General features: G+C 67.1%; 22 protein-coding genes and 1 pseudogene. 8 read left to right on the forward strand and 15 right to left on the reverse strand.

The window, feature by feature from the left end; genetic code table 11:
- Positions 1-212 precede the first annotated feature (212 nt).
- Both OC373_RS16440 and OC373_RS16445 read right to left on the reverse strand, forming a co-directional pair.
- Entirely contained in the window at positions 213-2309 is a 2097-nt protein-coding gene (locus tag OC373_RS16440; RefSeq protein WP_261998102.1) for a prolyl oligopeptidase family serine peptidase, read from the reverse strand.
- 34 nt (positions 2310-2343) lie between these two features.
- Positions 2344-2670, reverse strand: a complete 327-nt coding sequence (locus tag OC373_RS16445) for a hypothetical protein (protein WP_261998162.1) — start codon at positions 2668-2670, stop codon at positions 2344-2346.
- 205 nt (positions 2671-2875) lie between these two features.
- Here OC373_RS16445 and OC373_RS16450 point away from each other — a divergent pair, with 205 nt between their 5' ends.
- Positions 2876-3487 carry a lipocalin family protein gene (locus OC373_RS16450; RefSeq protein WP_019183667.1) on the forward strand — a complete coding sequence of 204 codons (612 nt, stop codon included), beginning with the start codon at positions 2876-2878 and terminating at the stop codon, positions 3485-3487.
- 9 nt (positions 3488-3496) lie between these two features.
- Here the strand turns inward: OC373_RS16450 and OC373_RS16455 are convergent, their stop codons facing one another.
- The 5 genes and pseudogenes from OC373_RS16455 to OC373_RS16475 all read right to left on the reverse strand — a co-directional run bounded on the left by OC373_RS16455 (position 3497) and on the right by OC373_RS16475 (position 6996).
- Positions 3497-3799, reverse strand: a complete 303-nt coding sequence (locus OC373_RS16455; protein WP_019183666.1) for a HigA family addiction module antitoxin — start codon at positions 3797-3799, stop codon at positions 3497-3499.
- A 10-nt stretch (positions 3800-3809) separates the two neighbouring features.
- Positions 3810-4089: pseudogene (locus OC373_RS16460) on the reverse strand (type II toxin-antitoxin system RelE/ParE family toxin).
- Between the two features lie 172 nt (positions 4090-4261).
- Positions 4262-4951, reverse strand: coding sequence for a methionine ABC transporter permease (locus OC373_RS16465; RefSeq protein ID WP_019183664.1), 690 nt, complete (start codon positions 4949-4951; stop codon positions 4262-4264).
- Positions 4948-5955 carry a methionine ABC transporter ATP-binding protein gene (locus OC373_RS16470; protein WP_019183663.1) on the reverse strand — a complete coding sequence of 336 codons (1008 nt, stop codon included), beginning with the start codon at positions 5953-5955 and terminating at the stop codon, positions 4948-4950. The genes OC373_RS16465 and OC373_RS16470 overlap by 4 nt, the downstream gene beginning before the upstream one ends.
- A 144-nt stretch (positions 5956-6099) precedes the next feature.
- Positions 6100-6996, reverse strand: coding sequence for a DMT family transporter (locus OC373_RS16475; RefSeq protein WP_019183662.1), 897 nt, complete (start codon positions 6994-6996; stop codon positions 6100-6102).
- Between the two features lie 77 nt (positions 6997-7073).
- Between OC373_RS16475 and OC373_RS16480 the strand changes: the two genes are divergently transcribed.
- On the forward strand, positions 7074-7556 hold the full coding sequence (locus tag OC373_RS16480) for a YajQ family cyclic di-GMP-binding protein (RefSeq protein WP_046273152.1): 483 nt from the start codon (positions 7074-7076) through the stop codon (positions 7554-7556).
- A gap of 204 nt (positions 7557-7760) precedes the next feature.
- Here OC373_RS16480 and OC373_RS16485 read toward each other — a convergent pair whose 3' ends face one another.
- The 3 genes from OC373_RS16485 to OC373_RS16495 all read right to left on the reverse strand — a co-directional run bounded on the left by OC373_RS16485 (position 7761) and on the right by OC373_RS16495 (position 11555).
- On the reverse strand, positions 7761-8861 hold the full coding sequence (locus OC373_RS16485; RefSeq protein ID WP_261998103.1) for a helix-turn-helix domain-containing protein: 1101 nt from the start codon (positions 8859-8861) through the stop codon (positions 7761-7763).
- Between the two features lie 88 nt (positions 8862-8949).
- The gene (locus OC373_RS16490) at positions 8950-10077 is read right to left on the reverse strand and encodes an NAD(P)-dependent alcohol dehydrogenase (RefSeq protein WP_070425977.1); all 1128 of its coding nucleotides are present in this window, start codon (positions 10075-10077) and stop codon (positions 8950-8952) included.
- A 14-nt stretch (positions 10078-10091) separates the two neighbouring features.
- Entirely contained in the window at positions 10092-11555 is a 1464-nt protein-coding gene (locus OC373_RS16495; protein ID WP_261998104.1) for a benzaldehyde dehydrogenase, read from the reverse strand.
- Positions 11556-11765: 210 nt separating this feature from the next.
- On the opposite strand from OC373_RS16495, the gene OC373_RS16500 reads away from it, so the two are divergent.
- Together OC373_RS16500 and OC373_RS16505 are read left to right on the forward strand one after the other, a co-directional pair.
- Positions 11766-12344, forward strand: coding sequence for a DUF1415 domain-containing protein (locus OC373_RS16500; protein ID WP_261998105.1), 579 nt, complete (start codon positions 11766-11768; stop codon positions 12342-12344).
- On the forward strand, positions 12335-13135 hold the full coding sequence (locus tag OC373_RS16505; protein WP_261998106.1) for an SDR family oxidoreductase: 801 nt from the start codon (positions 12335-12337) through the stop codon (positions 13133-13135). Before OC373_RS16500 ends, OC373_RS16505 begins: the two co-directional genes overlap by 10 nt.
- A 50-nt stretch (positions 13136-13185) precedes the next feature.
- Here the strand turns inward: OC373_RS16505 and OC373_RS16510 are convergent, their stop codons facing one another.
- A complete protein-coding gene (locus tag OC373_RS16510) occupies positions 13186-15219 on the reverse strand; it encodes a M3 family metallopeptidase (RefSeq protein ID WP_261998107.1) in 2034 nt (677 codons plus the stop codon).
- A gap of 118 nt (positions 15220-15337) precedes the next feature.
- Complete coding sequence (locus OC373_RS16515) at positions 15338-16450, reverse strand: PLP-dependent cysteine synthase family protein (protein WP_261998108.1); 1113 nt, start codon at positions 16448-16450, stop codon at positions 15338-15340.
- Between the two features lie 112 nt (positions 16451-16562).
- Here OC373_RS16515 and gloA point away from each other — a divergent pair, with 112 nt between their 5' ends.
- On the forward strand, positions 16563-17090 hold the full coding sequence (gene gloA / locus OC373_RS16520; protein ID WP_261998109.1) for a lactoylglutathione lyase: 528 nt from the start codon (positions 16563-16565) through the stop codon (positions 17088-17090).
- Positions 17091-17138: 48 nt separating this feature from the next.
- Here the strand turns inward: gloA and OC373_RS16525 are convergent, their stop codons facing one another.
- A complete protein-coding gene (locus tag OC373_RS16525; protein WP_261998110.1) occupies positions 17139-17501 on the reverse strand; it encodes a hypothetical protein in 363 nt (120 codons plus the stop codon).
- A gap of 148 nt (positions 17502-17649) precedes the next feature.
- Here OC373_RS16525 and OC373_RS16530 point away from each other — a divergent pair, with 148 nt between their 5' ends.
- The 3 genes from OC373_RS16530 (at position 17650) to OC373_RS16540 (ending at position 20913) form a co-directional block, all read left to right on the forward strand.
- Positions 17650-18084 (forward strand): VOC family protein, encoded by a 435-nt coding sequence (locus tag OC373_RS16530; RefSeq protein ID WP_070425982.1) that lies wholly within the window; start codon positions 17650-17652, stop codon positions 18082-18084.
- A 74-nt stretch (positions 18085-18158) separates the two neighbouring features.
- Complete coding sequence (locus tag OC373_RS16535; protein ID WP_261998111.1) at positions 18159-19463, forward strand: putative DNA modification/repair radical SAM protein; 1305 nt, start codon at positions 18159-18161, stop codon at positions 19461-19463.
- A gap of 1 nt (position 19464) precedes the next feature.
- Positions 19465-20913, forward strand: coding sequence for a UdgX family uracil-DNA binding protein (locus tag OC373_RS16540; RefSeq protein ID WP_261998112.1), 1449 nt, complete (start codon positions 19465-19467; stop codon positions 20911-20913).
- Between the two features lie 59 nt (positions 20914-20972).
- Here OC373_RS16540 and OC373_RS16545 read toward each other — a convergent pair whose 3' ends face one another.
- Together OC373_RS16545 and glmS are read right to left on the reverse strand one after the other, a co-directional pair.
- The gene (locus OC373_RS16545) at positions 20973-21404 is read right to left on the reverse strand and encodes a CBS domain-containing protein (RefSeq protein WP_070425985.1); all 432 of its coding nucleotides are present in this window, start codon (positions 21402-21404) and stop codon (positions 20973-20975) included.
- A gap of 346 nt (positions 21405-21750) precedes the next feature.
- On the reverse strand, positions 21751-23592 hold the full coding sequence (gene glmS, locus OC373_RS16550) for a glutamine--fructose-6-phosphate transaminase (isomerizing) (RefSeq protein ID WP_070425986.1): 1842 nt from the start codon (positions 23590-23592) through the stop codon (positions 21751-21753).
- Positions 23593-23782 lie beyond the last annotated feature (190 nt).

The following is a 23782-nucleotide window of genomic DNA, read 5'->3' on the forward strand; positions in this document are numbered from 1 at the left end:
CTACAAATCTAGCTGGTCGGCCGTGCGCCTTCTCCCCTCAGATGGGAGAAGAACCAAAAAAAACGCCACGCATCGCTGCGTGGCGCTGAAAATGGGGTGGAGCCAACCTGACGCCCCACCACCCGGAGTCCGCTCCAGGGGGCTACAACGTCTGCGGCAGGCTCACTCCCTGCCGGCTGCTCGACTGCCCCTGGCCGTCGAGCAACCCGAGCTTACTTGGAGAGCTGCTCCCACAGGAAGCTGTAGGCCAAAGCCGACATGTGCGCGGCCTGCGCGTTGTTCGCCGCGCCGCCGTGGCCACCTTCGATGTTCTCGTAGTAGGTCACGTCCTTGCCGGCGTCGATCATCATGGCCGCCATCTTGCGGGCGTGTGCCGGATGCACGCGGTCATCGCGCGTGGAGGTGGTGAACAGCACCGGCGGGTACGTCTTCTTCGCATCGAACAGGTGGTACGGCGAGAAGGTCTTGATGAACTCCCAATCGGCCGTGTCCGGATTGCCGTATTCGGCCATCCACGAGGCGCCGGCCAGCAGGTGGCTGTAGCGCTTCATGTCCAGCAGTGGCACCTGGATGACCACCGCCCCGAACAGTTCCGGGTACTGGGTCAGCATGTTGCCGGTGAGCAGGCCGCCGTTGCTGCCGCCCTGCACGCCCAGGTGCTTGGCCGAGGTGATCTTGCGGCTGGCCAGGTCGCGGGCGACCGCGGCCATGTCTTCATAGGCCTTGTGCCGGTTCTGCTTGAGCGCCGCCTGGTGCCAGCGCGGGCCGTACTCGCCACCGCCACGGATGTTGGCGACCACGTACACGCCGCCCTTCTCCAGCCATGCGCGGCCCATGCCACCGGAGTAGGACGGGGTCAGCGAGATCTCGAAGCCGCCATAGCCGTACAGCAGGGTCGGGTTGGAACCGTCCAGCTTCATGTCCTTGCGGTGCACCACGAAGTACGGCACGCGGGTGCCATCCTTGCTGGTGGCGAAGTGCTGCTCGATCACCTTACCATCGGCATCGAAGAACGCCGGCATGGTCTTGAGCACTTCAGGCTGCTTGCCGATCTCGGCGATGGCCAGGGTGGTCGGGGTCAGGTAATCGGTGACGGTCATCCACACCGCATCGCTGTCGTCGGCATCCACCGCGCTGACAGCCACGGTGCCGAACGACGGCGCGCCGGTGAAGGCACTCGTCTTCCAGCCACTGTCGGTGGGGGTCAGCACGCTCAGGCGGCTCTTGACGTCGTCCAGCACGTTCAGGACCAGGTGGTTCTTCGTCCAGCTGGTGCCGGCCAGCGAGGTGGTGTCGGTCGGAGCGAACAGCACGTCGAAGTCACGCTTGCCGGCGAGGTAATCGTCCAGCCTGGTGGCCAGCAGCGAACCGGCCGCATAGGTCTTGCCGCCCACGGTCCACGGCTCGCGCAGCTCCAGGGTCAGCCACTGCTTGCGCAGGCCCTTCTCCGCCGAGTTCGGCGCATCGATCCTGGTCAGCGTGCCGTCGTCGGCGCGCAGGAAGATCTCGTTGTTGTAGAAGGCCAGCGTTCGGCTGACCAGGTTGCGCTCGTAACCGGGGGTATCGTCGTGCATGGCCGCGATGTACATGTCATCCGGCTTGCCTTCATAGACCACCGAAGCCGAGGCCATCGGCGTGCCACGCTTCCACAGCTTGGCCACCCGCGGGTAACCGGAAGTGGTCATCGTGCCGGTGCCGAAATCGGTGTAGACGAAGACCGTGTCGCGGTCGATCCAGTTCAGGCCACCTTTGGACTCGGGGCGGAAGAAACCGTCCTTGATCCAGGTCTTGTTGGCCAGGTCGAACTCGCGGGTGACGTCGGCGTCGGCGCCGCCGCGCGAGAGCGCGATCAGGCAGCGCGAATAGTCCGGGCGCAGGCAGTCGGCGCCGTGCCAGACCCAGTTTTCGCCCTCGGCCTTGTTCAGCGCATCCAGATCCAGCACGGTTTCCCACTGCGGCGAGGCCTTGCGGTACTCGGCCAGCGTGGTGCGGCGCCACAGGCCGCGCTCGTGCTGCTTGTCCTTCCAGAAGTTGTAGTAGTAATCGCCGATCTTCTGTACGCCGGGAATCTTGGCGTCCGAATCGAGCACCTCGCGGATGCTGGTCTCCATCTGCTTGAACGCCGGAGTCGAGGCCAGGCGGCCTTCGGACGAGGCGTTCTGCGCTTTGACCCAGGCCAACGGCTTGTCGCCGGTGACATCTTCAAGCCAGGCGTACTTGTCCGCGGGGGCGTCAGCGGCCATGGCGGTTCCCGCCGCGCTGGCGGAGATCAGACCTGCCACCAGGCAGGCGGAAGCGAATCGTGACATTGCAGCTCCAGGCATTCATAGCCTTGGGACGCTATCACACCGTCTGGCTGCGGCTCACGTGTCGAAGGTCAGGCCGGGCCGGTCGCGGCAGCGGGCGACCGCGGCGCCGCGCCTGCGGCCCACGACGGCGGCGGGCGGTCCGGGTGAGCAGGCCCGGCAGCGGCAGGCGGAAGCGATGCAGGCTCCACCAGGCCACCAGGGGCATGCCGACCAGCCACAGCGGCAGCCAGCCGACCCACTCGCTGTAGCCCCGTGCGGCGGGCCAGACCAGGACCAGGGCGACCCCGGCCAGGGCGGCCTGCCTGACGCAGCGCAGCACGCGCGGATCGGGACGGTCGGACGAACGCGGGGAAGACGACAGGGTCATGACACAGCTCCGTGCGAAAGTGATGCGTCACCTTGCCGCGCGGCCATCTCACCGGCTGCGACCTTGTCGGTCGGCCGCGGCAGCAAGGACCTCCGGCGCCGAGGCTGCATGAATCGGTCACGCAACCGCCGCGCCGCCATTGACGTTCTCTGCTGTCCCACCCACCATGCCCCTGCCAGCCACTGGAGCCACCCGCCGCATGTCTTCGAACCGCCCGCTTCGCGCTGTCCTGTTGGTCTCCTCGCTGGCGTTGCTGTCAGCCTGTGCGTTCCGTCATGAGACCAAACCGGACCCCGCGCCGACGCCGGTCGCGGTCGACAGCGCCGCGGCGCCGATCGACCTGCAGCGGTTCATGGGCACCTGGTACGTGATCGGCCGCGTGCCGAACCCGATCGAGCGCGGCCACGTCGCCAGCGTCAATGAGTTCCGCCTGCGCGGAGACCAGAAGGTGTCGATCAGATACCGCTACCGCGACGGCTTCTCCGAACCGCAGCAGGAACTGACCGTCCGCGCCTCGGTGGACGAGAAGAGCGGCAACCACAACTGGCGCACCTGGTTCTACAAGATCGTGCCGACCCACACCCGCGTGCTGGAAGTCGCGCCGGACTATTCGTGGGCGATGCTGGGTTACCCGGGCCGCGAGATGGCCTGGATCTTCGCGCGCCAGCCGGACATGGACAAGGAGCTCTACAAGGAGCTCGCCACCCGCCTGCGTGACGATTACGGGGTCAACACCGACAAGCTCAAGCGCGTGCCGCAGCACCCCGAGCAGGTGGACCGGCTGGGCTTTGAAGTGCCGAACGTCCGGTAAGGGCGGCGCTCAGGCCGCCTCGCGCGGCTGCACCCTGCGCTCGATTTCCTGCCGCGTCGGCAGCGTCTTCAGGTCGTACTCGGCCTGGAGGGCCAGCCACGACGCGGCGTCCCCGCCGAAATGACGCGCCAGGCGCACTGCGGTATCCGCCGTTACGCCACGGGTTTCATGCACGATGGCGTGCAATCGCGTCGGCGGCACATCCAAGGCCCGTGCCAGCGCGGTGATGCTCAGCTGCAGCGGCAGCAGAAACTCCTCGCGCAGGATTTCGCCCGGATGGACGGCCCTGAGATTGTTGATGGGGCGGCTCATGGATGGCACCTCAGTGGTAATCGACGATCTCGACATCACGCGGACCGTTGTCGGTCCAGACAAAACACAACCGCCACTGCGCGTTGATACCGATGCTGTGCTGCCCGCGTCGATCACCGCACAGCGCTTCGAGCCGATTTCCGGGGCGGGCTGCGCAGGAACTGCAGGGTCTGTGCAGCATCCAGCATCTGCAGCTTGCGCTCGGCCAGTGACTGGAACGCACGGAATTGGCGCGGGCATCGCCCCGCAAACAGCGCGAGCGTGTGGCGGCATCGGAAGGATTGAATCATTCCGCACAGCGTATTACGCCAAACGGAATATAACACAGCTGTCCGTCACGCAATGCTGCGTTGGTCGATCACCTGATCAATAGAACCAACGCGTGCTGCCGCCCCGGCACTCCCATGGGCGGCACACTCTGAGACCATGCCCGGTCGCCGCTGGGCATGGCGTACCGACCGGTTATTTCCGGCTGTAGTGCGAGACCAGGCGGTCGCCGATCATCTGCAGGATCTGCACCAGCACCAGCAGCAGCACCACGGTGACCAGGGCCACGTCGGTGTGCGAGCGCTGGTAGCCATCGCGGAACGCCAGGTCGCCCAGGCCGCCCGAGCCGATCGCACCGCCCATCGCGGTGAAGCCGATCAGCGCAATCACCGTGACGGTGGCACCGGCAATCAGGCCCGGCCGCGCTTCGGGCAGCAGCACCCGGGTGACCAGCTGCCAGGTGGTGGCGCCCATCGCCTGGGTCGCCTCGATCACGCCGCGGTCCACTTCGCGCAGCGCGGTCTCGACCAGACGTGCATAGAACGGCGCCGCGCCGATCACCAGCGGCACGATCGCGCCACGGACGCCCAGCGAGGTGCCCATCATCCACAGCGTGAGCGGGATCAGCACGATCATCAGGATGATGAAGGGCACCGAGCGCAGCAGGTTCACCAGCAGCGCGAGCGAACCGTACAGCACCGGCTTGCGGTGCAGCTGCGGCGAGCCGGTCAGGAACAGCAGCACGCCCAGCGGCAGGCCGATCAGCAGCGTCAGCGGCAGCGAGCCGCCGAGCATCAGCAGGGTATCCAGCGTGGCCTGGCCGATATCGGCCCATTTGCCGGCGTCGAGGTGGCGGAAGAACCCGCCTGCGGTGGCCAGGATCATCGGCGCAGCTCCTCAAGATGGACACCGGCGGCAACGAAGCCCGCCTGGGCGGCCTGTACGTCGCCCCCGACCAGCGACACGGTCAGCTGGCCATACGGGGTGTCCTTGATCCGGTCGATACGGCCGGACAGGATGTTGTAGTCCACGCCGGTCTCGCGCGCGATGCGCCCCAGCAGCGGTTCATAGGTGTCGGCGCCGAGGAAGGTCAGGCGCACGATGCGACCGGCCACCGCCTCGAAATCCTTGTGCAGCTCGCCCTCGTCCACCTGCTCGGACTCGCTGACGAAGCGGCGGGTGGTCGGGTGCTGCGGGTGCAGGAACACCTCGGTGACCGGGCCGGTTTCGACCAGGTGGCCGGCATCGAGTACGGCGACGCGGTCGCAGACACGGCGGATCACGTCCATTTCGTGGGTGATCAGCACGATGGTCAGGCCCAGCTCGCGGTTGATCCTGCCCAGCAGCTTGAGCACCGAGGCGGTGGTCTGCGGGTCCAGCGCGCTGGTGGCCTCATCGCACAGCAGGATCTGCGGGCGGGTGGCCAGCGCGCGGGCGATGCCGACGCGCTGCTTCTGGCCGCCGGACAGCTGCGCCGGGTACTTGTTGGCGTGCGCTTCCAGGCCGACCGTGTGCAGCAGTTCGTCCACGCGCGCGTCGATCTCCGCGCGCGGCGTGCCGGCCAGCTCCAGCGGGAAGGCGACATTGGCCGCCACGGTGCGCGAGGACAGCAGGTTGAAGTGCTGGAAGATCATGCCGATCTTCCGGCGCAGCACGCGCAACCCCTCGGCGTCGAGCGCGGTGACGTCTTCGCCATTGATCAGCAGGCGGCCACCGGTGGGTTCCTCCAGCCGGTTGATCAGGCGGATCAGGGTCGATTTGCCCGCGCCGGAATGGCCGATGATGCCGAACACTTCGCCGGCCTCGATGGTCAGGTCCAGCGGCTGCAGCGCGGCAATCGCGCGGCCGCCGACGGCATAGGATTTGTGCAGGCGCTGGAACTCGATCACTTCGCGGTCAACCGGGGCATCGACGGGAGGGGGCGTGCAGCCTACCAGCGCGGGGCGGCCCTGGCCCGTGCGGTTGCGCGGAATGATATTCCGTTTGGTTCTAAGGGAACGTGATCCGGTCGGCCTGGCGGGCGCCGGCCGGGCTCAGGGATGATCCAGCGGCCTGGGCGGCTCGACCCGGCGGACCCGCTCGCGGTGAAGCAGGTACAGGCCCGAGGCCACGATGATGGCCGCGCCCAGCCAGGTCACCTGGTCGGGCAGCACGCCCCAGAACAACAGGTCCCAGCCGATCACCCAGACCAGCCCGGTGTATTCCAGCGGCGCAATCATCGAGGCTTCGCCCAGCTGGAAGGCCCGGGTCAGGGCGACCTGCCCCCCTGCCCCGGCCAGGCCCATGCCCGCGATCAGGGCCGCGTGGCCCAGCTGCAGCGGCTGCCAGTCCGGGATCGCGAGCAGGCCGGCGCCGACGGCCATGATCACCAGGAACCACACCACCATCGACTGCGGGGTATCGGTCCGGGTCAGCATGCTGACCGTGATCGCGGCCAGGGCATAGGCGGTGGCCGCGAGCAGCACCATCAGGCCGGGGAAGGAGATGATCCCGCCAACGCCGGGGCGCAGCACCACCAGCACGCCGATCAGGCCGATGCCGATGGCGATCCAGCGGCGCGGGCCGACGTGCTCGCCGAGCAGCGGTACCGAGAGCGCGGCGATCAGCAGCGGGGCGACGAAGTAGATGGTGTAGGCGGTGGACAGCGGCAGGCTGCGCAGCGCGTAGACGAAGCAGCCGATCATCGCCATGCCGAGCACGCCGCGCAGCAGGTGCAGGCCCCAGCGCCTGGGCACCAGCGAGCGCGGGCCGGCCGTGGCCAGCACCCAGACCAGCACGAACGGCAGCGACGCCGCGCCGCGCAGGAAGGTCACCTGCAGGGTGGGATAGCTGGCCGACAGCTGCTTCATGCCGGCATCCATCAGCGAGAAGCAGGCCACGGCCATGAGCATCCAGGCGACGGCGCGGGTGGGGGAGCGTTGCGTGTTCATGACCCATTATCGCCGGGTTGGCCGGGCCGTCCATGGTGGGTTGGTAGAATGGGGTATTCACCCGCTGGAGTTTTCCGATGCCCTCTTTTGACGTTGTTTCCGAAGTCGACACCCACGAGCTGACCAACGCGGTCGATCAGGCCAACCGCGAGTTGTCCACGCGCTTCGATTTCAAGGGGGTGGACGCCAAGTTCGTGCTGGAGGACGGCGTAATCAACCAGTCCGCGCCGAGCGATTTCCAGTTGCAGCAGATGACGGACATCCTGCGCCAGCGCTTGATCGCGCGGAAAATCGATGCGGCGTGCCTGGAGTTCGGGGATATCGAGACGAATCTGGCCGGTGCGCGGCAGAAGATCACGGTCAAGCAGGGTATCGAGCAGAAGGTGGCCAAGAAGATCGCGGCGAAGATCAAGGAGGCCAAGTTGAAGGTGGACAGCCAGATCAATGGCGACAAGCTGCGGGTGACGGGCAAGAAGCGCGATGATCTGCAGGATGCGATGGCGCTGCTGCGGAAGGAGACCTTCGAGGTTCCGCTGCAGTTCGATAATTTCCGCGATTGATCTTGGCCGAAGGGCTGTAGCGAAGAGCGCTGGCGATTCATTGCTGGTGTGCTGCGTCGGCGGATGGGCGGGCAAAGCGGTCGTGCCCGCCCCTGCCGGCGACCAGGCGATATCCCATCGGTAGTGCCGGCCGCTGGCCGGCAACCTCGTTGCGCAGATCGAAAAGGTGCGGCTTCCGGCGTGTGTACCGCCGGGCGCGGGTCACTACGCGCGAATCAGCTTGTACAGGGTCGTACGTGAGATGCCGAGCTGGCGCGCGGCGGCGCTGACGTTGCCCTGGTGGGCGGCCACGGCGTCGCGGACGTGCTGTGTGTTCTGCGCACGCAGCGAGGCGTTGGCGGCGTTGACGGGCTGTGCGTCGAGCTTGCGGCTGGCATGCGGTGCGAGTGGTCCGCGCAGGTACTGGACATGCACGGCCGTGTCTTCGTCCAGGCGGACCCGGTGGGCCGGGCCGGTCTGCAGGAGGCGGCGGCGCTGATGGGCGCTGGCGCCGGCAAACAGGCCGTGCAGGGTGAGGATCGGCAAGGGCCCGCGGCGCGGGAGTCCGAACAGGCGGCGGGCCACGCGGTTGGCGGCGCGGACGCGTCCGTCTTCTTCGATGGCCAACAGCCCCTGCAGCGGTGAGTGCAGCCAGCGTGCGTCGTGCTGGACGGCCAGCAGATGACAGGGGCGGTGGTCCTGCATCAGCCGGTTTTCGGCCGAGAGAGCGGCCTGGCGGAAGTAGCCGTGCAGCAGCTCGGCATCGCGCTCGCCGGTGCCGGTGATGTCCAGGGCCCCCAGCACTTCACCATCCAGCCCATGCAGCGGCACGCTCAGGCAGAACACCGCGGCGAAGCGATCCAGGTAGTGTTCGTTGCCGCGCACAAGCGCGGGCGCGTCTTCGGCCAGGCTGCAGGCCGGTGCCGTGGTGCCGATGTCGATCTCGCGCAGGCGGCGGCCGATCTGGATCGGACGCAGCACCGGCACGTCGGCCAGGCCATGTTCGCGCTGGGCGACAACCAGGCCCTCGGCGTTGACGCAGAACAGGGTCCATTGGCGGCCACCGAACGCGGCCCAGAGGTGGTCCATGTCCTCGCGCACACAGCGTGCGAGGCGGCGGTCGGCCGGGTCGTCCAGACGGGTGGCGCCCGCGGCAAGGGGCGCGTAGTACGGCGCCTGCCGCGGCTGTACGCCGGCCTGGCGCGAACGCTCCCAGGAGCGCAGTACCGGCGGGCTGACCACGCTGTCCATCAGCGCGCCGCCCTCGGCAAAGCGCTGACGGGCGGCGGCCAATACCTGCTGCTGTTCCAGAACCATCGCGGCCATCGGTCGATCTCCACCTCGGACCGACAGCCTACTCCGGCAAAGCTGACTGCTGCGTCGTCGCAGGCACGCATGCCTGCGACGGAGCGTTTCACCCGCCGATGGTCAGGATCGGCTTGAGGGTCACGCCGCGGGTGCTGTCCTCGGCGGCCTGGTTGATCTGGTCCAGCGGGTAGAACTTCACCAGTTTGTCGAACGGGAAGCGGCCCTGCTGGTACAGCTGCACCAGCTGCGGGATGAACACCTTCGGCACGCTGTCGCCTTCCACGATGCCGCGGATGCTGCGCCCACCCAGCAGCAGGTTGTTGACGTCGAACTCGGCCTTGGTGCCCAGCTTCGGCGCGCCGACCACGCCGATCACGCCCAGCCCCCCAAGCGCCTCGATGCCCTGTGCCAGCACGTCCGGGCGCCCGGTGGATTCCAGGGCGAAGTTGGCCCCGCCGCCGGTGATCTCGCGCACGGCGTCGACGACGTCGACCTCGCGGCTGTTGATCACATGGGTGGCGCCGAGTTCCTTGGCCAGTTCCAGGCGCGACGGCACCACATCGATGGCGATGATCGTGGTCGCACCGGCCACGCGCGCGGCCATCACCGCGCTCAGGCCGACCGCGCCGGCACCGAAGCTGGCGAAGCTGCTGCCGGCGGTGACCTTGAGCGAGTTGATCACCGCACCGGCGCCGGTCTGGATGCCGCAGCCGAGCGGGCCGAGCAGTTCGATCGGCGCATCGTCGGGCACCTTGATCGCGTTGTTCTCGCGGCTCAGGGCGTAGGTGGCGAACGAAGACTGTGCGAAGAAATGATCGTGCAGCGGCTTGCCGTCCGGATCCTGGATCGCGGTGGAACCGTCCAGTGCACCGCCGCCGAAGTTCAGGCCGAAGAAGTCCTTGCAGTACGCGCCGTGGCCGCCGCTGCAGGGATTGCAGTGGCCGCAGGCGCCGTAGGTCAGCACGACATGGTCGCCAACCTTGAGGTCTTTCACGCCCGGGCCGAGTGCTTCAACGATGCCCGCACCTTCATGGCCGAGCACCGCCGGCAGCGGCACGGGATAGTACTGGTCGCGCACGATCAGGTCGGTATGGCACAGGCCGGTGGCGACCACGCGCACCAGCACTTCATCGTCCTGCGGCCCACGGATGCGCGCCTTCTCGATCGTGAAAGGCTGTTCTTTTTCGCGCACCACGGCCACTGTGATATCGCGCAGTTCTGCTGTTGCGGTCATGAGGGTCTCCTGGATCAGATCGGGTAGGCGGGCGCTTCGCCCTTGACGGTCATCCACTGCCACTGGGTGAACTCGTCGATGTTGGACGGGCCACCGATGCTGGTGCCATTGCCGGAGGCGCCGACGCCACCGAACGGATTGATCACCTCATCGTTCACGGTCTGGTCGTTGATGTGGAGCAGGCCGGTGCGCAGCCGTTCGCCCAGCTTCAGTGCGCGGCCGACATTGCTCGACACGATCGCCATCGACAGGCCGTACTCGCTGTCGTTGGCCAGCTCCACCGCCTCATCATCGGTATCGAAGGGCACGACCACCGCGACCGGTGCGAAGATCTCTTCGTGGAAGGCCGGGTTGTCGCGGCTCACATCGCTGAGCACGGTCGGTTCGAAGAACAGGTCCTTGTACCCACCGCCGGTCGCGAGCGTGGCGCCAGCCGCCTGCGCTTCGGCAACGATGCGCGCAGCATGGTCACGCTGCTGGGCGTTGATCAGCGGCCCGATCGCCACCTCCCCATCGGCCGGATTGCCGACCTTGAGCGACTTGGCCTTGGCCACCAGCTTTTCCAGGAACCGCGCATGGATGCTGCGCTGGACCAGCACGCGGCCGGTGGCCATGCAGATCTGGCCCTGGTGCAGGTAGACGCCCCACGCGGTGTTGGCGATGGCCAGGTCCATGTCGGCATCGTCGAGCACGATCAGCGAGTTCTTGCCACCCAGTTCCAGCGATACCTTCTTCAGGTGCTTGCCGGCCGCTTCGCCGACCTTGCGCCCCGCGCCGGTGGAGCCGGTGAACTGGATCATCGCGATGTTCGGGTCACTGGTCAGCGCCGCACCGGCGGCGCCATCGCCCGGCAGCACGTGCAGCAGGCCTGCCGGCAGCCCGGCCAGTTCGAACAGGCGCGCGATCACGAAGCCACCGCACACGGCGGTGCGCGGATCGGGCTTGAGCACCACCGCGTTGCCCAGCGCCAGCGCCGGGGCCACCGCACGCATGGCCAGGTACAGCGGAAAGTTGAACGGCGAGATCACGCCGACCACGCCGAGTGGGCGGCGGCGCGCCAGGTTCAAACGGCCCGGTTCGGACGGCAGCACCTCGCCGATGCTGCGCGAGGGCAGTGCCGCGGCCTCATGCAGCGCCTTGGTGTTCACCTTGGCCTCGAAACCGGCCTTGAGCTGGGTGGAGCCGCTTTCGCGGACCAGCCACTGCACGATCTCGTCGTTGTGTTCTTCGGCCAACTGCGCCGCGCGGCGCAGCACCTGCGCGCGGGTGTCATACGGGGCGCTGGCCCAGTCGCGCTGCGCCTTGGCGGCGGTGGCGGCGGCGCGCGCGATCTGTGCCGGGTCGGCCATCGCGATCTCGCCCAGGCGCTCGCCGGTCGCCGGCTCGACCACGTCCTGGGTGCCGGCACCCGCGGCCCACTGGCCATCGAACAGCTTGCCGGACCACGTGGCCGTCGGCAGGAATGCGTGTGTTGCCATCACTGAGAACTCCTTGCGTCGTGTACCCGGCCATTGGATACCCGCAGCCGGCCACTGCCTATTGGCCGTTGGCTCGATCACTGCAAGTGATTGCCGGATAAGGAATTTCCAGCATGACCGGTGTCCAGTTAATGGACAGTGGAGCCGATCGGGCGTCCACTTCACCGGCGCGCCGTACAATCAACTGCCCTGCCAGCGCCCCCGCCCGCCATGAACGATGCCTTCCTCACTGCCAACCGCGACCCCATTGCCGAGACCCGGAAATGGCTGGAGCAGATCGTGATCGGCCTGAACCTGTGCCCGTTCGCCAAGGCGGTGTACGTCAAGGACCAGGTGCGGTTCGTGCTCAGCGATGCGACCACGCCGGAGGCGCTGGTCGAGGAACTGGCCGAAGAGCTGATCCTGCTGCGCGACACCCCGGCCGAGCAGATCGACACCACCCTGATCGTGCACCCGGACGTGCTGACCGATTTCCTGGAGTACAACGACTTCCTCGACAACGCCGATGCAGCGATTGAGGCACTGGATCTGCAGGGCATCCTGCAGGTGGCCAGCTTCCATCCGCAGTACCAGTTCGCCGGCGTGGCCCCGGATGACGTGAGCAATTACACCAACCGCGCGCCCTACCCGACCCTGCACCTGCTGCGCGAAGACAGCGTCGAGCGCGCGGTCGCGGCCTTCCCGGATCCGGACGTGATCGTGGAGCGCAACATCGAGACGCTGGACAAGCTCGGCATCGAAGGCTGGACGCGCCTGCTGGGCCGCAACGAGATGCCGCCGTGTCATTGACCCCGACCCTCCTCGACTGGCCGGCACAGCCGCTGCGCGACCGCGTGGTGGTGATCACCGGGGGTGCGCAGGGCGTAGGCCGCGGCATCGCGCAATCGGTGCTCGGCGCGGGCGGCAGCGTGATGATCGCCGACCTGGATGCCGATGCCGGCAAGGCCTGCCTGAAGGAGTGGGCGCTGCCGGAGCGCGCGGCGTTCCAACGCGCGGACGTGGCCAGCGAACGCAGCGTGCAGGCACTGATGAAGGCGACGCTGAAGCGCTTCGGGCGCATGGATGGCCTGGTCAACAATGCCGGCATCGCCAGTGCCCATGGCACGCCCCTGGCGCAGATGCCGCTGGCCGAGTGGCAACGCCGCCTCTCCAGCCTGCAGGGCGCCTTCCTGTGCAGCAAGCATGCCCTGCCCGCCCTGCGCGAGCATGCCGGGGCGATCATCAACATCGCTTCCACGCGTGCCTGGCAGTCCGAGCCGGACAGTGAAGCCTACGCCGCGGCCAAGGGCGGGCTGGTCGCCTTCACCCATGCATTGGCGTTGAGCGAAGGGCCGGCCGTGCGGGTCAACAGCATCAGCCCCGGCTGGATCACCACCGATGCCTGGCAGGCGCCCTCACGGCGACGCACGCCCAAACTGTCCCACCGCGATCATGCGCAGCACCCGGTCGGCCGCGTTGGCCAGCCGCCGGACATCGGCGCACTGGCGGTCTTCCTGCTCTCGGACCTGGCCGGCTTCATCACCGGCCAGGACCACATCGTCGACGGCGGCATGAGCCGGAAGATGATCTACGCGGAGTGATCAACGTGCCGCGGTAGCACACGCGATCCCGCTGCCGGGTAGTGCCGGGGTCACACCATCCCGTTATGCCGCAGCAGCGCGTCCACTGTCGGCGCACGGCCACGGAAGGCGGCGAAGTTCTCGGCCGCACTGCGGCTGCCGCCCCGTGAGAGCACTTCATCGCGGAAGCGCTGGCCGGTCTCGGTCACGTTGTCCGGGGCCTCCTCGAACGCGGCGTAGGCATCGGCACTGAGCACCTCGGCCCACTTGTAGCTGTAGTAGCCGGCCGCATAGCCACCGGCAAAAATGTGGCTGAACTGGTTGGGGAAGCGATTCCACGCCGGCGGCCGGTTGACGGCCACTTCATCGCGGACGCGTTCCAACAGCGCCTGCACGCTGTCCTGGGTCGGATCGAACTCGCTGTGCAACTGCATGTCGAACAGCGCGAATTCCAGCTGGCGCACGGTGAACATGCCGCTCTGGAAATTGCGTGCGGCCAGCATGCGATCGAACAGCGCACGCGGCAGCGGCTCGCCGGTGGCCACGTGTGCGGTCATCGCCTGCACGCGGTCCCATTCCCAGCAGAAGTTCTCCATGAACTGGCTCGGCAGTTCCACCGCGTCCCACTCCACCCCGTTGATGCCGGCCACGCCCAGCTCACCGATTCGGGTCAGCAACTGATGCAGGCCGTGCCCCATCTCATGGAACAGCGTGGTCACATCGCTGTGGCTGAAGGTGGCCGGCTGCCCTTGTGCACCCTTGCCGAAGTTGCAGACCAGGTACACCAGCGGCGTCTGCACGCCGGCGGCGGTCTCGCGGCGGTTGCGGCAATCGTCCATCCACGCGCCACCGCGCTTGCCTTCGCGCGCGTACAGATCCAGATAGAACTGGCCGACCAGCGCGCCCTGCGCATCGACCACGCGGAAGAAGCGCACATCCGGATGCCACACCGGCGCGCTGTCCGGCTGCACCGCCAGGCCATACAGGCTGCGGATCACACTGAACAGGCCGTCCAGTACCTTCGGCTCGGTGAAGTACTGCTTCACGTCCTGCTCGGAATAGCTGTAACGCGCCTGTTTCAGTTTCTCCGCGGCAAACGCCAGGTCCCACGCCTCCAGCGCGGCCATGCCCAGCTCGTCGCGCGCGAAGGCCTCCAGCTCGGCACGGTCGCGCTGCGCGTACGGCTTGGCACGCGCGGCAAGATCACGCAGGAAGCCCAGTACCTGCGGCGCATCCTCGGCCATCTTGGTGGCGATCGAGTACTCGGCGTAGTTGGCAAAGCCCAGCAGCGTGGCCAGCTCCGCGCGCAGCGCCAGTACGCGATCGATGTTGCCGCTGTTGTCCAGCGTGGCATCGCCGAATTCAGACGCGCGGATCGCATTGGCGCGGTACAGCGCTTCGCGCAGCGGGCGATGTTCGGCGTAGGTCTGCACCGGGATGTAGCACGGCATCTGCAGGGTCAGCTTCCAGCCGGCCAGGCCCTCCTTCTCCGCGGCAGCGCGGGCCGCGGCGATCACATCGTCCGGCAGGCCGGCGAGCTCGGCGGGGTCCTGCACGTGCAGCGACCAGGCATCGGTCGCATCGAGCACGTTCTGCGAGAACGTCGCCGACAGCGCGGACAGCTCCTCGCGGATCGCGCTGTACCGCGCCTTGCCGGCGTCATCGAGTTCAGCACCGCCCAGGCGGAAATCGCGCAGCGCGTTCTCCAGCACTTTGCGGCGTGCCGCGTCGTACTGCGCCGCTTCGGGCGCGTCGGCCAGGGCACGGTACTGCTGGTAGAGCGCCAGGTTCTGGCCCAGCGCGCTGCCGAAGCGCGTCACCTTGGGCAGGTTGGCGTTGTAGGCCTCACGCAGCGCCGGGGTGTTGACCACGGCCTGCAGGTGGCCCACCTGGCCCCACGCGCGCCACAGGCGCTCGGTGGCGTCATCCAGCGGCTCGGCGAAGCTCGCCCAGGTGACCGGGGAGACCGTTTCGGCGGTTTTCACCGCGGCTTCGGCGTCGGCCAGCAGGGCATCGATTGCCGGGGCGATGTGCTCGGGCTGGATCGCATCGAAACGCGGCAGGCCGGAAAAATCGAGCAGAGGATTGGTGGGGGTCACAGGCATCTCCAGACAACGGGGCCGCTGCAGCGGCATCGCCCCACGATATGGCATTGCCCCCCACCCCACACAAGCCCCCGGGGTACGCCGATGGGCCCGGTTCACGCCTGCCCGGGCGCCCCGCTCAGTACAGCGCTTCCAGCGAGACGCACGGCAGCACCGGCAGCCCCTTGCCCGCCACCGCGGCCGCAAGCACCGCATCGGCGCCGTCCACGTCGATGGCCTGTTTCGGGTACCACTCCGGGTTGTAGTAGCTGTGTGCGTAGCGGTCACCGCTGTCACACAGGATGGTCACGATCGAGCCGCTGCGGCCCGCATCGCGCATCAGCTGCGCGGTCTGCAGCACGCCGATGAAGTTGGTGCCGGTGGAGCCGCCCACGCGGCGCCCCAGTTGGCGGCTGACGTGGCGCATCGCGGCCAGGCTCAGCGCATCGGGCACTTTGACCATCGCATCGACGCTGGTCGGAATGAAGCTCGATTCCACCCGCGGCCGGCCGATGCCTTCCACCCGCGAACCGCCGCTGCAGGTCAGCTCACGCCAGGGTTGCCCGGCCAGCGCAGCGCAGTAGCCATCATAGAACACGGAGATTTCCGGGTCCGCGCACAGGATGCGGGTGTCATGGCGGCGGTAGCTCACGTAGCGGCCCAGCGTGGCCGCCGTGCCGCCGGTGCCCGGGCTGCACACGATCCACTCGGGTACCGGATGCGGCTCCTCGGCCATCTGCTTGAAGATTGATTCGGCGATATTGTTGTTGGCGCGCCAGTCGGTCGCGCGCTCGGCGTACGTGAACTGGTCCATGAAATGGCCGCCGGTTTCGCGGGCCAGCGTTTCCGAATCGGCGTTCAGGTCGCAGGCGCGCTCCACCAGATGGCAGCGGCCCCCGTGGAACTCGATCGCCGCGATTTTTTCCGGGGAGGTGGTGGCCGGCATCACCGCAATGAACGGCAGGCCCAGCAGCCGCGCGAAATACGCCTCGGACACAGCCGTGGAGCCGCTGGAGGCCTCGATCACGGGGCGCCCCTCACGCAGCCAGCCATTGGCCAGTGCATACAGGAACAACGAGCGTGCCAGGCGATGTTTGAGGCTGCCGGTCGGGTGGCTGGACTCGTCCTTGAAATAGAGGTCGATGCCCTCGAACCCGGGCAGGTCCATCGGAATCAGGTGGGTATCGGCCGAACGGTTGAAATCGGCGTCGATCTTGCGGATGGCCGCAGCCACCCATTCACGCTGGGACATGGATGAACGCTGGTCAGGAAGACACACCATTCTACCTGTCACGTGGCCCGGCCGGGACCGGTAAAATGAGGGGTCCGCCGCGCTGATGCGGCCCTGCCCCCCAGGAATCCCCATGAGCCTTGCCGCCCTCCAGAACTCTCCCGGCGTCGCCGCCACCGTGCCTGCCGAGACCGCCGGGTTCGTGTTCAACCACACGATGCTGCGCGTCAAGGACGCCACGGCCTCGCTGGATTTCTACACCCGCGTGCTGGGCTTCCGCCTGATCGACCTGCGCCACTTCCCCGAGGCCGAATTCAGTCTGTACTTCCTCGCCCTGCTGCCGGCCGGCACGCAGATTCCCGAGGGTGACGATGCCCGCCGCGTGTGGATGGCCGGCATCCCCGGCGTGCTCGAGCTGACCCACAACCATGGCACCGAAAACCAGGACGGCCCGGTCTATCACAACGGCAATGCCGACCCGCGGGGTTTCGGCCACATCTGCGTGTCCGTGCCGGACATCCAGGCCGCCTGCAAGCGCTTCGATGAGCTGCAGGTGCCTTACCAGAAGCGCCTGGAAGACGGCCGCATGAAGCACCTGGCCTTCATCAAGGACCCGGACGGCTACTGGGTGGAGATCATCTCCAACACGCCGATCGCCTGATCCCTGCGGCCGCGCAACGCACCGGCACCGGTCGGTGCGTTGCCGGTGCTACGGCTCGACCTGGAACTCGAACGCCGCATAGAACGGCGCCTTCGGTGGCACGAACAGGGTTTTCCCGGCGAAGCCTGCGTCCACGCAGCGTGCAACCGCCTCCTCGCCCTCGCGCCACGTGCGCACCACCCTGCCCTGCGCATCCAGCTGCAACACCACGGTGAACGCGGCCAGCGTCTGCGGCGCGGGAGTCGGCATGCAACGCGTGAAGGCGGCACCCCCAACCTCGCTCATGCTGTCCACCATCGCCGTGTACGCCGCCGGTTCGAGGCTGGCCTCATCACGTTGCGCCCAGGCATGCACCTGTGGGTAGCCCGCGTCGCCGGCGACCGCCTGGGCCATCATCACCATCCACAGCATCGTGCCTCCTCCGCCTGCGCGTTCATGGCGCCAGCACGCAGCGTAGGTCACTGCGCGGGCCGGCGGAAGGGCCGCCGCCGGCACCGCCCTGCGCAACGCTGTGTCCGGTGGTATATCTGCGTCCCATCCCACCCTCTGTGGAGCCGGTATGGAAACGATGGAACTGCACCGCGGCCGCCTGATCGATCACCTGCAACTGGTGGTCAGGGACCTGGCCGCCAGCCGCCGCTTCTACCAGGCCGTGTTCGACACGATCGGCATCCCGATCGCCGGCGAGGGCGACACGTATTTCTGGGCCGATGAGCTGTTCATTTCCACGCCGGACAGCGAGGCGGCCCTCGGCCAGCTGACCGGCCGCCACCATCTTGCCTTCCAGGCCCGCGACCGCGCCACCGTGGAGGCCTTCCACCACGCGGCGCTGGCCAACGGTGGCAAGGACAACGGCGCGCCCGGCGAGCGCCCCTACCATCCGGGGTATTACGCCGCCTTCGTGCTGGATCCGGATGGCAACAACATCGAAGTGGTGTTCCATGGGCCGGCCGACTACAGCGCGGATTCGGTGAAGGTGAGCTTCCAAGGCTGAGCCGGAAGCTGAATTCTTCAGGGATGCATTGAAGCGTCTCACTGGATGAGATCGTGCCCCGGTACGGTCTTTCCATGGAGACGATCCGCAAACTGGCCATCCTTGCCGATGCCGCGAAATACGATGCGTCCTGCGCCTCCAGTGGTGCAGGCAAGCGCGACTCGCGTGCCTCGGGCGGCATCGGCAGCACCGAGGGGATGGGGATCTGCCACAGCTATACGCCCGACGGCCGGTGCGTGTCGCTGCTGAAGATTCTGCTGACCAACTTCTGCATCTACGACTGCGCGTACTGCGTCAACCGTGTGTCGAGCAATGTGCAGCGTGCGCGTTTCAGCGTGGAGGAAGTGGTCGCGCTGACGATGGATTTCTACAAGCGCAACTACATCGAAGGGCTGTTTCTCTCCAGCGGCATCATCCGCAACGCCGACTACACCATGGAGCAGATGGTGGAGGTCGCGCGCGTACTGCGCGAGGAACGCCGCTTCAGCGGCTACATCCACCTCAAGACGATTCCGGAAGCCTCGCCCGAACTGCTCGCGCTCGCCGGGCGACATGCGGACCGGCTCTCGATCAACATCGAGCTGCCGACCGAGGCCGGGCTGGCCAGCTTCGCGCCGGAGAAATCACTGCCCTCGATCCGCGGGGCGATGGGTGAGCTGCGCTGGCGCATCGAAGAAGCCAAGGAAGCAGGCAAGGCCCAGCCAGCGGCCGGCGCAGCATCGGCTCCCGTGCCCGCGCCTGCGGCACGCGGCCGCCGCGCGCGCGCACCGCGTTTCGCGCCGGCCGGCCAGAGCACGCAGATGATCGTCGGTGCGGATGGTGCCAGCGACCAGCAGATCCTCGGCGCGGCCGACAATCTGTATGGCAACTACCGGATGCGCCGGGTCTACTACTCCGCGTTCAGTCCCATCCCCGATGCCAGCAAGGCCCTGCCCCTCCAGGCGCCGCCGCTGGCCCGCGAGCACCGTCTCTACCAGGCAGACTGGCTGCTGCGCTTCTATGGTTACGGCGTGGACGAGATCACCAGCACCACCCAGGGCGGGATGCTCGATCTGGATATCGACCCGAAGATGGCCTGGGCGATCCGCCATCCCGAACGTTTCCCGGTGGATCTCAACCTCGCCCCCAAGGAGCTGCTGCTGCGCGTACCCGGGCTGGGCGTGCGCAACGTCAAGCGGGTGCTGATGGCACGCCGTCATGGTCGGCTGCGCGTGGCCGATGTGGCGCGCCTGCGCGCGCCGATGAGCAAGCTCCTGCCGTTCGTGCAGTTGGCCGACCATCACCCGCACCGCGCGCTCGACGACCCGGCGGCGTTGCGTGCCCGGCTGGTCCCTCCGCCACAGCAAGGCTCGCTGTTCCCCGACACGGCCGCGCACTGAGATGGCGCGCTGGAGCGTGCGGGTCGACCCGGTGTGGTCGCTGGAGGCGTGGCGCTCGGCTGCGCGGTTGGCGTTGCGCCACGCCGTTGCGCCGGATCAGCTGGACTGGCTGCAGGGCGAGGACATTTCGCTGCTGGATGCGCCGTCATTGCCGGCGCTCGATGATTCCGTGGTCTCGGCCGAGGCACCGATCCACGTGTCCAAGGCCTTCATCGAGCTGGCCGCCACCTGCCTGTGCCATCGCGATCCACAGCGGATGCCACTGCTGTACCGCATGCTCTGGCGCATCACCCACGGCGAGCGCAGCCTGCTCTCCAACCCGGCCGATGCGGACGTGCTGCGGGCGATGGCATTGAGCCAGGCGGTGCGCCGCGACACGCACAAGATGAAGGCGTTCGTACGCTTCCGCGAGGTGCCGGGCGAAGACGATGCGTTCATCGCCTGGTTCGAGCCCGAGCACCATATCGTCGACCGCGTGGCACCCTTCTTCGCACGCCGCTTCGCCGGGATGCGCTGGGCGATCCTCACGCCGGGGCGCAGCGCACACTGGGATGGACAGGCGCTGTCGTTCGGTCCCGGCGGCCGCCAAAGCGATGCGCCTGTCGATGATGCCCGCGAAGAACTGTGGCGCACCTATTACGCCAACATCTTCAATCCGGCGCGGCTGAATACCCGGATGATGCAGCAGGAGATGCCGGCCAAATACTGGAAGCACCTGCCGGAGGCCGCGTTGCTGCCGCAGCTGGTGCGGGACGCTGGCGACCGCGTGCAGGAGATGCACGACCGCGAAGCGCAGGCACCGCGTCGCCGCATCCCCCAACCCGCCTCGGGCTTGCCGGTCGTCGCGAAGGCTGCACCGGCCACGCTCGATACCCTGCGCGACGCCGCGTCGGCGTGTCGCCGCTGCCCTCTGTGGGAACCGGCCACGCAGACCGTGTTCGGTGAGGGCCCGGCCGACGCATCGATCATGCTGGTGGGTGAGCAACCCGGCGACAGCGAGGACCTCAGCGGGCACCCGTTCGTCGGCCCGGCAGGACAGCTGCTCGACCGTGCGCTGCGCGAGCTGGGGATCGAGCGCAGCGCGCTGTACATGACCAATGCGGTCAAGCACTTCCGCTTTGAACGGCGCGGCAAGCGGCGCATCCACAGCAAACCGCAGATCACCCACGTCAACGCCTGCCGGCCGTGGCTGATGGGGGAGATCGAAAACGTGCGACCGCAGGTGATCGTCTGCCTCGGTGCTACCGCGGCGACGGCGGTGTTCGGTGCCGGCTTCAACCTGATGGCGAACCACGGACGCTGGCACGTACTGGATGACGGCACGCGCGCCTTCGCGACGGTGCATCCGTCGTGGGTGTTGCGGCAAACCGGTGATGCAGCGCGCGATGGGGCCTATCAGCTGCTGAAGGGCGACCTCCAGCAGCTTGTCGAGGTCAAACGCCTACGCTGACCTCGTCCGGGGTTGCCAGCCAGCGGCCGGCAATGCCCGTCAGTGCGGACCAGGCAGCGTCAGTGCGCTGCCATGTAGATGTCCTGCAGCACCGCTTTTTCCAGCTCGAGTTCACTGAGCAGGTTCTTGACGATGTCGCCCAGGCTCAGGATGCCGACCAGCGTGGCGCCCTCGGTCACCATCAGGTGACGATGGCGGGAATACGTCATCAGCGCCATCGCCTGCTTGAGCGTCGCATCCGGGCCGATGCCTTCCAGCCCTGCCGACGGCAGGCTGGAAATGACGCGTCGGCCGGCCTGGGGACCATCTTCCGCAAGGCTGCGCACGATGTCCTTCTCGGACACGATCCTTACCGGCGCATCGTCCTTCATGACCACCAGGGCGGCGATCTTGTGCGCGCTCATTTTGTGCGCGGCGGCGCCGATGGTGTCTTCCACATCGATGGTGACGATGGCTTCTTTCTTGGATTGCAGGAGTTCGCGGACGTTCATTCTTGTTTCCTGTTACAGGTTACTGAAGTCGAGAGATGCGCCTGATTGCAGCGAGGTCGGTGGCGATGCCACGCAGTCCTCGGTCACTCGATTCTACGACCGCACCCTGGGCCAGGAGTTTGCAAATCTGGGACGGTTCGTCGTGGAAAGCAGTGGACGACCCCGAGAATGGCACTGCCAGTAAAACCGTCGCTGAATGCCGCCGCGGCCCACGACTAAAGTTCCACGCCCCCCTGCCGCCGGTAGGGCCACCGCGCGGCGCAACCGACGAACACGGTTACCTGACACCCACAAAAAAGGGGGCCGCGCGGCCCCCTTCTCCACATCCACAACGCGACGCGCGCGTTTATTCCACCGTCACGCTCTTGGCCAGGTTGCGCGGCTTGTCCACGTCTGTCCCGCGAGCCAGTGCGGTGTGGTATGCCAGCAGCTGCACCGGCAGGGTATGCACGATCGGGCTGAGCACACCGGCGTGGCGCGGGGTGCGGATCACATGCACGCCTTCGGACGCGACGAAGTTGCTGTCCTGGTCGGCGAACACGAACAGCTCACCGCCGCGTGCACGCACTTCCTGCATGTTGGATTTGACCTTCTCCAGCAGGCTGTCGTTCGGCGCGATCACCACCACCGGCATGTCCTCATCCACCAGCGCCAGCGGGCCATGCTTCAGCTCGCCGGCCGGATAGGCCTCGGCGTGGATGTACGAGATCTCCTTGAGCTTGAGCGCGCCTTCCAGTGCGATCGGGTAATGCAGGCCCCGGCCCAGGAACAGGGCGTTGGCCTTGCGTGCGAAGCGCTCGGCCCAGGCCGCGATCTGCGGCTCCAGGTTCAGCGCGTGCTGCACGCTGCCGGGCAGGAAACGCAGCTGTTCCAGGTAGTCCGCTTCCTGCGCGGCATCGATGCGGCCGTGCAGCTTGCCCAGCACCATGGTGAGCTGGAACAAGGCAGCCAGCTGGGTGGTGAACGCCTTGGTCGAGGCAACGCCGATCTCGGCACCGGCGCGGGTGTAACAGACCAGTTCGCTGGCGCGCGGAATCGCGCTCTCGGGCACGTTGCAGATCGAGAGCGTGTGCAGGTGGCCGAGCGACTTGGCGTACTTGAGTGCTTCCATCGTATCCAGCGTTTCGCCGGACTGGGAGATGGTGACGATCAGGTGCTTCGGGTTTGCGTAGGCAGCGCGGTAACGGTACTCGCTGGCGATCTCCACGCTGCACGGCAGGCCGGCAATGGATTCAATCCAGTAACGCGCGGTCAGGCCGGCGTAATAGCTGGTACCGCAGGCGAGGATCTGCACGCCTTCGATGCCCGACAGCACGGCCTCGGCGTTCTTGCCGAAGAGCGTGGCCGGGAAGCCACCGGCATCGATCGCCGCTTCGATGGTGTCACCCAGCGCACGCGGCTGCTCGTGGATTTCCTTCTGCATGAAGTGGCGGTACGGGCCCAGTTCCAGCGAGGCCAGCGACACATCGGACAGATGCACATCGCGCACGATCGGCTGGTTGTGCTCGTCGTAGACCTGCACGCTGTCGCGGCGGATGTCGGCCGTGTCGCCTTCTTCCAGGAAGATCACCGTGCGGGTGGCCTGGATGATCGCCGAAACATCGGAGGCCACGAAGTTCTCGCCTTCGCCCACGCCCACCAGCAGCGGACACCCCATGCGGGCACAGACGAAATGGTCCGGCTCGGCACGGCTCATCACCGCCAGCGCATAGGCACCGGTCAGTTCCTTGACCGTACGCTGCAGCGCCGACAGCAGGCTGTCGCCTTCCTTGAGGTGATGGTGCATCAGGTGCGCGATCACTTCGGTGTCGGTCTGCGACTCGAAGGTGTAGCCCAGCGCGCGCAGCTTCTCGCGCTGCTCTTCATGGTTCTCGATGATGCCGTTGTGCACCAGCGCCACACCGTGACTGATGTGCGGGTGTGCATTGGCCTCGGTCACGCCCCCGTGGGTCGCCCAGCGGGTGTGGCCGATGCCGAGCAGCGACTGGAAGCCTTCGCTCGCGGCAGCCTTCTCCATCTCCGCCACCCGGCCGGTACGGCGCACGCGTCGGACATCGGGTTCGGCGGCGGTGGTATCGATCACGGCGATGCCGGAGGAATCGTAGCCCCGGTATTCCAGTCGCTTCAATCCTTCGATGAGTACCGGTACCACGTCGCGATGGGCGATCGCTCCCACAATGCCGCACATAGATTCAGATCCCTGCTGGTAAGCCTCGCATTCTAGCGTGGCGGCCCCGGCGGCTTGGGCGCTGTCGGCTTAACGAAAGTGTCCGGTCAGGTGTCCGCGGACACATGGACACCGGCCGATTTTTGCAAGCTGTTGTTTCCAAAGGGCTAAAAGTTGGCACGGAGTCTGCTTGGTACTCCACAACCCAACC

Origin of the sequence: Stenotrophomonas sp. Ste96 (assembly GCF_024519495.1) — a bacterium.
GTDB classification, from domain to species: domain Bacteria; phylum Pseudomonadota; class Gammaproteobacteria; order Xanthomonadales; family Xanthomonadaceae; genus Stenotrophomonas; species Stenotrophomonas bentonitica_A.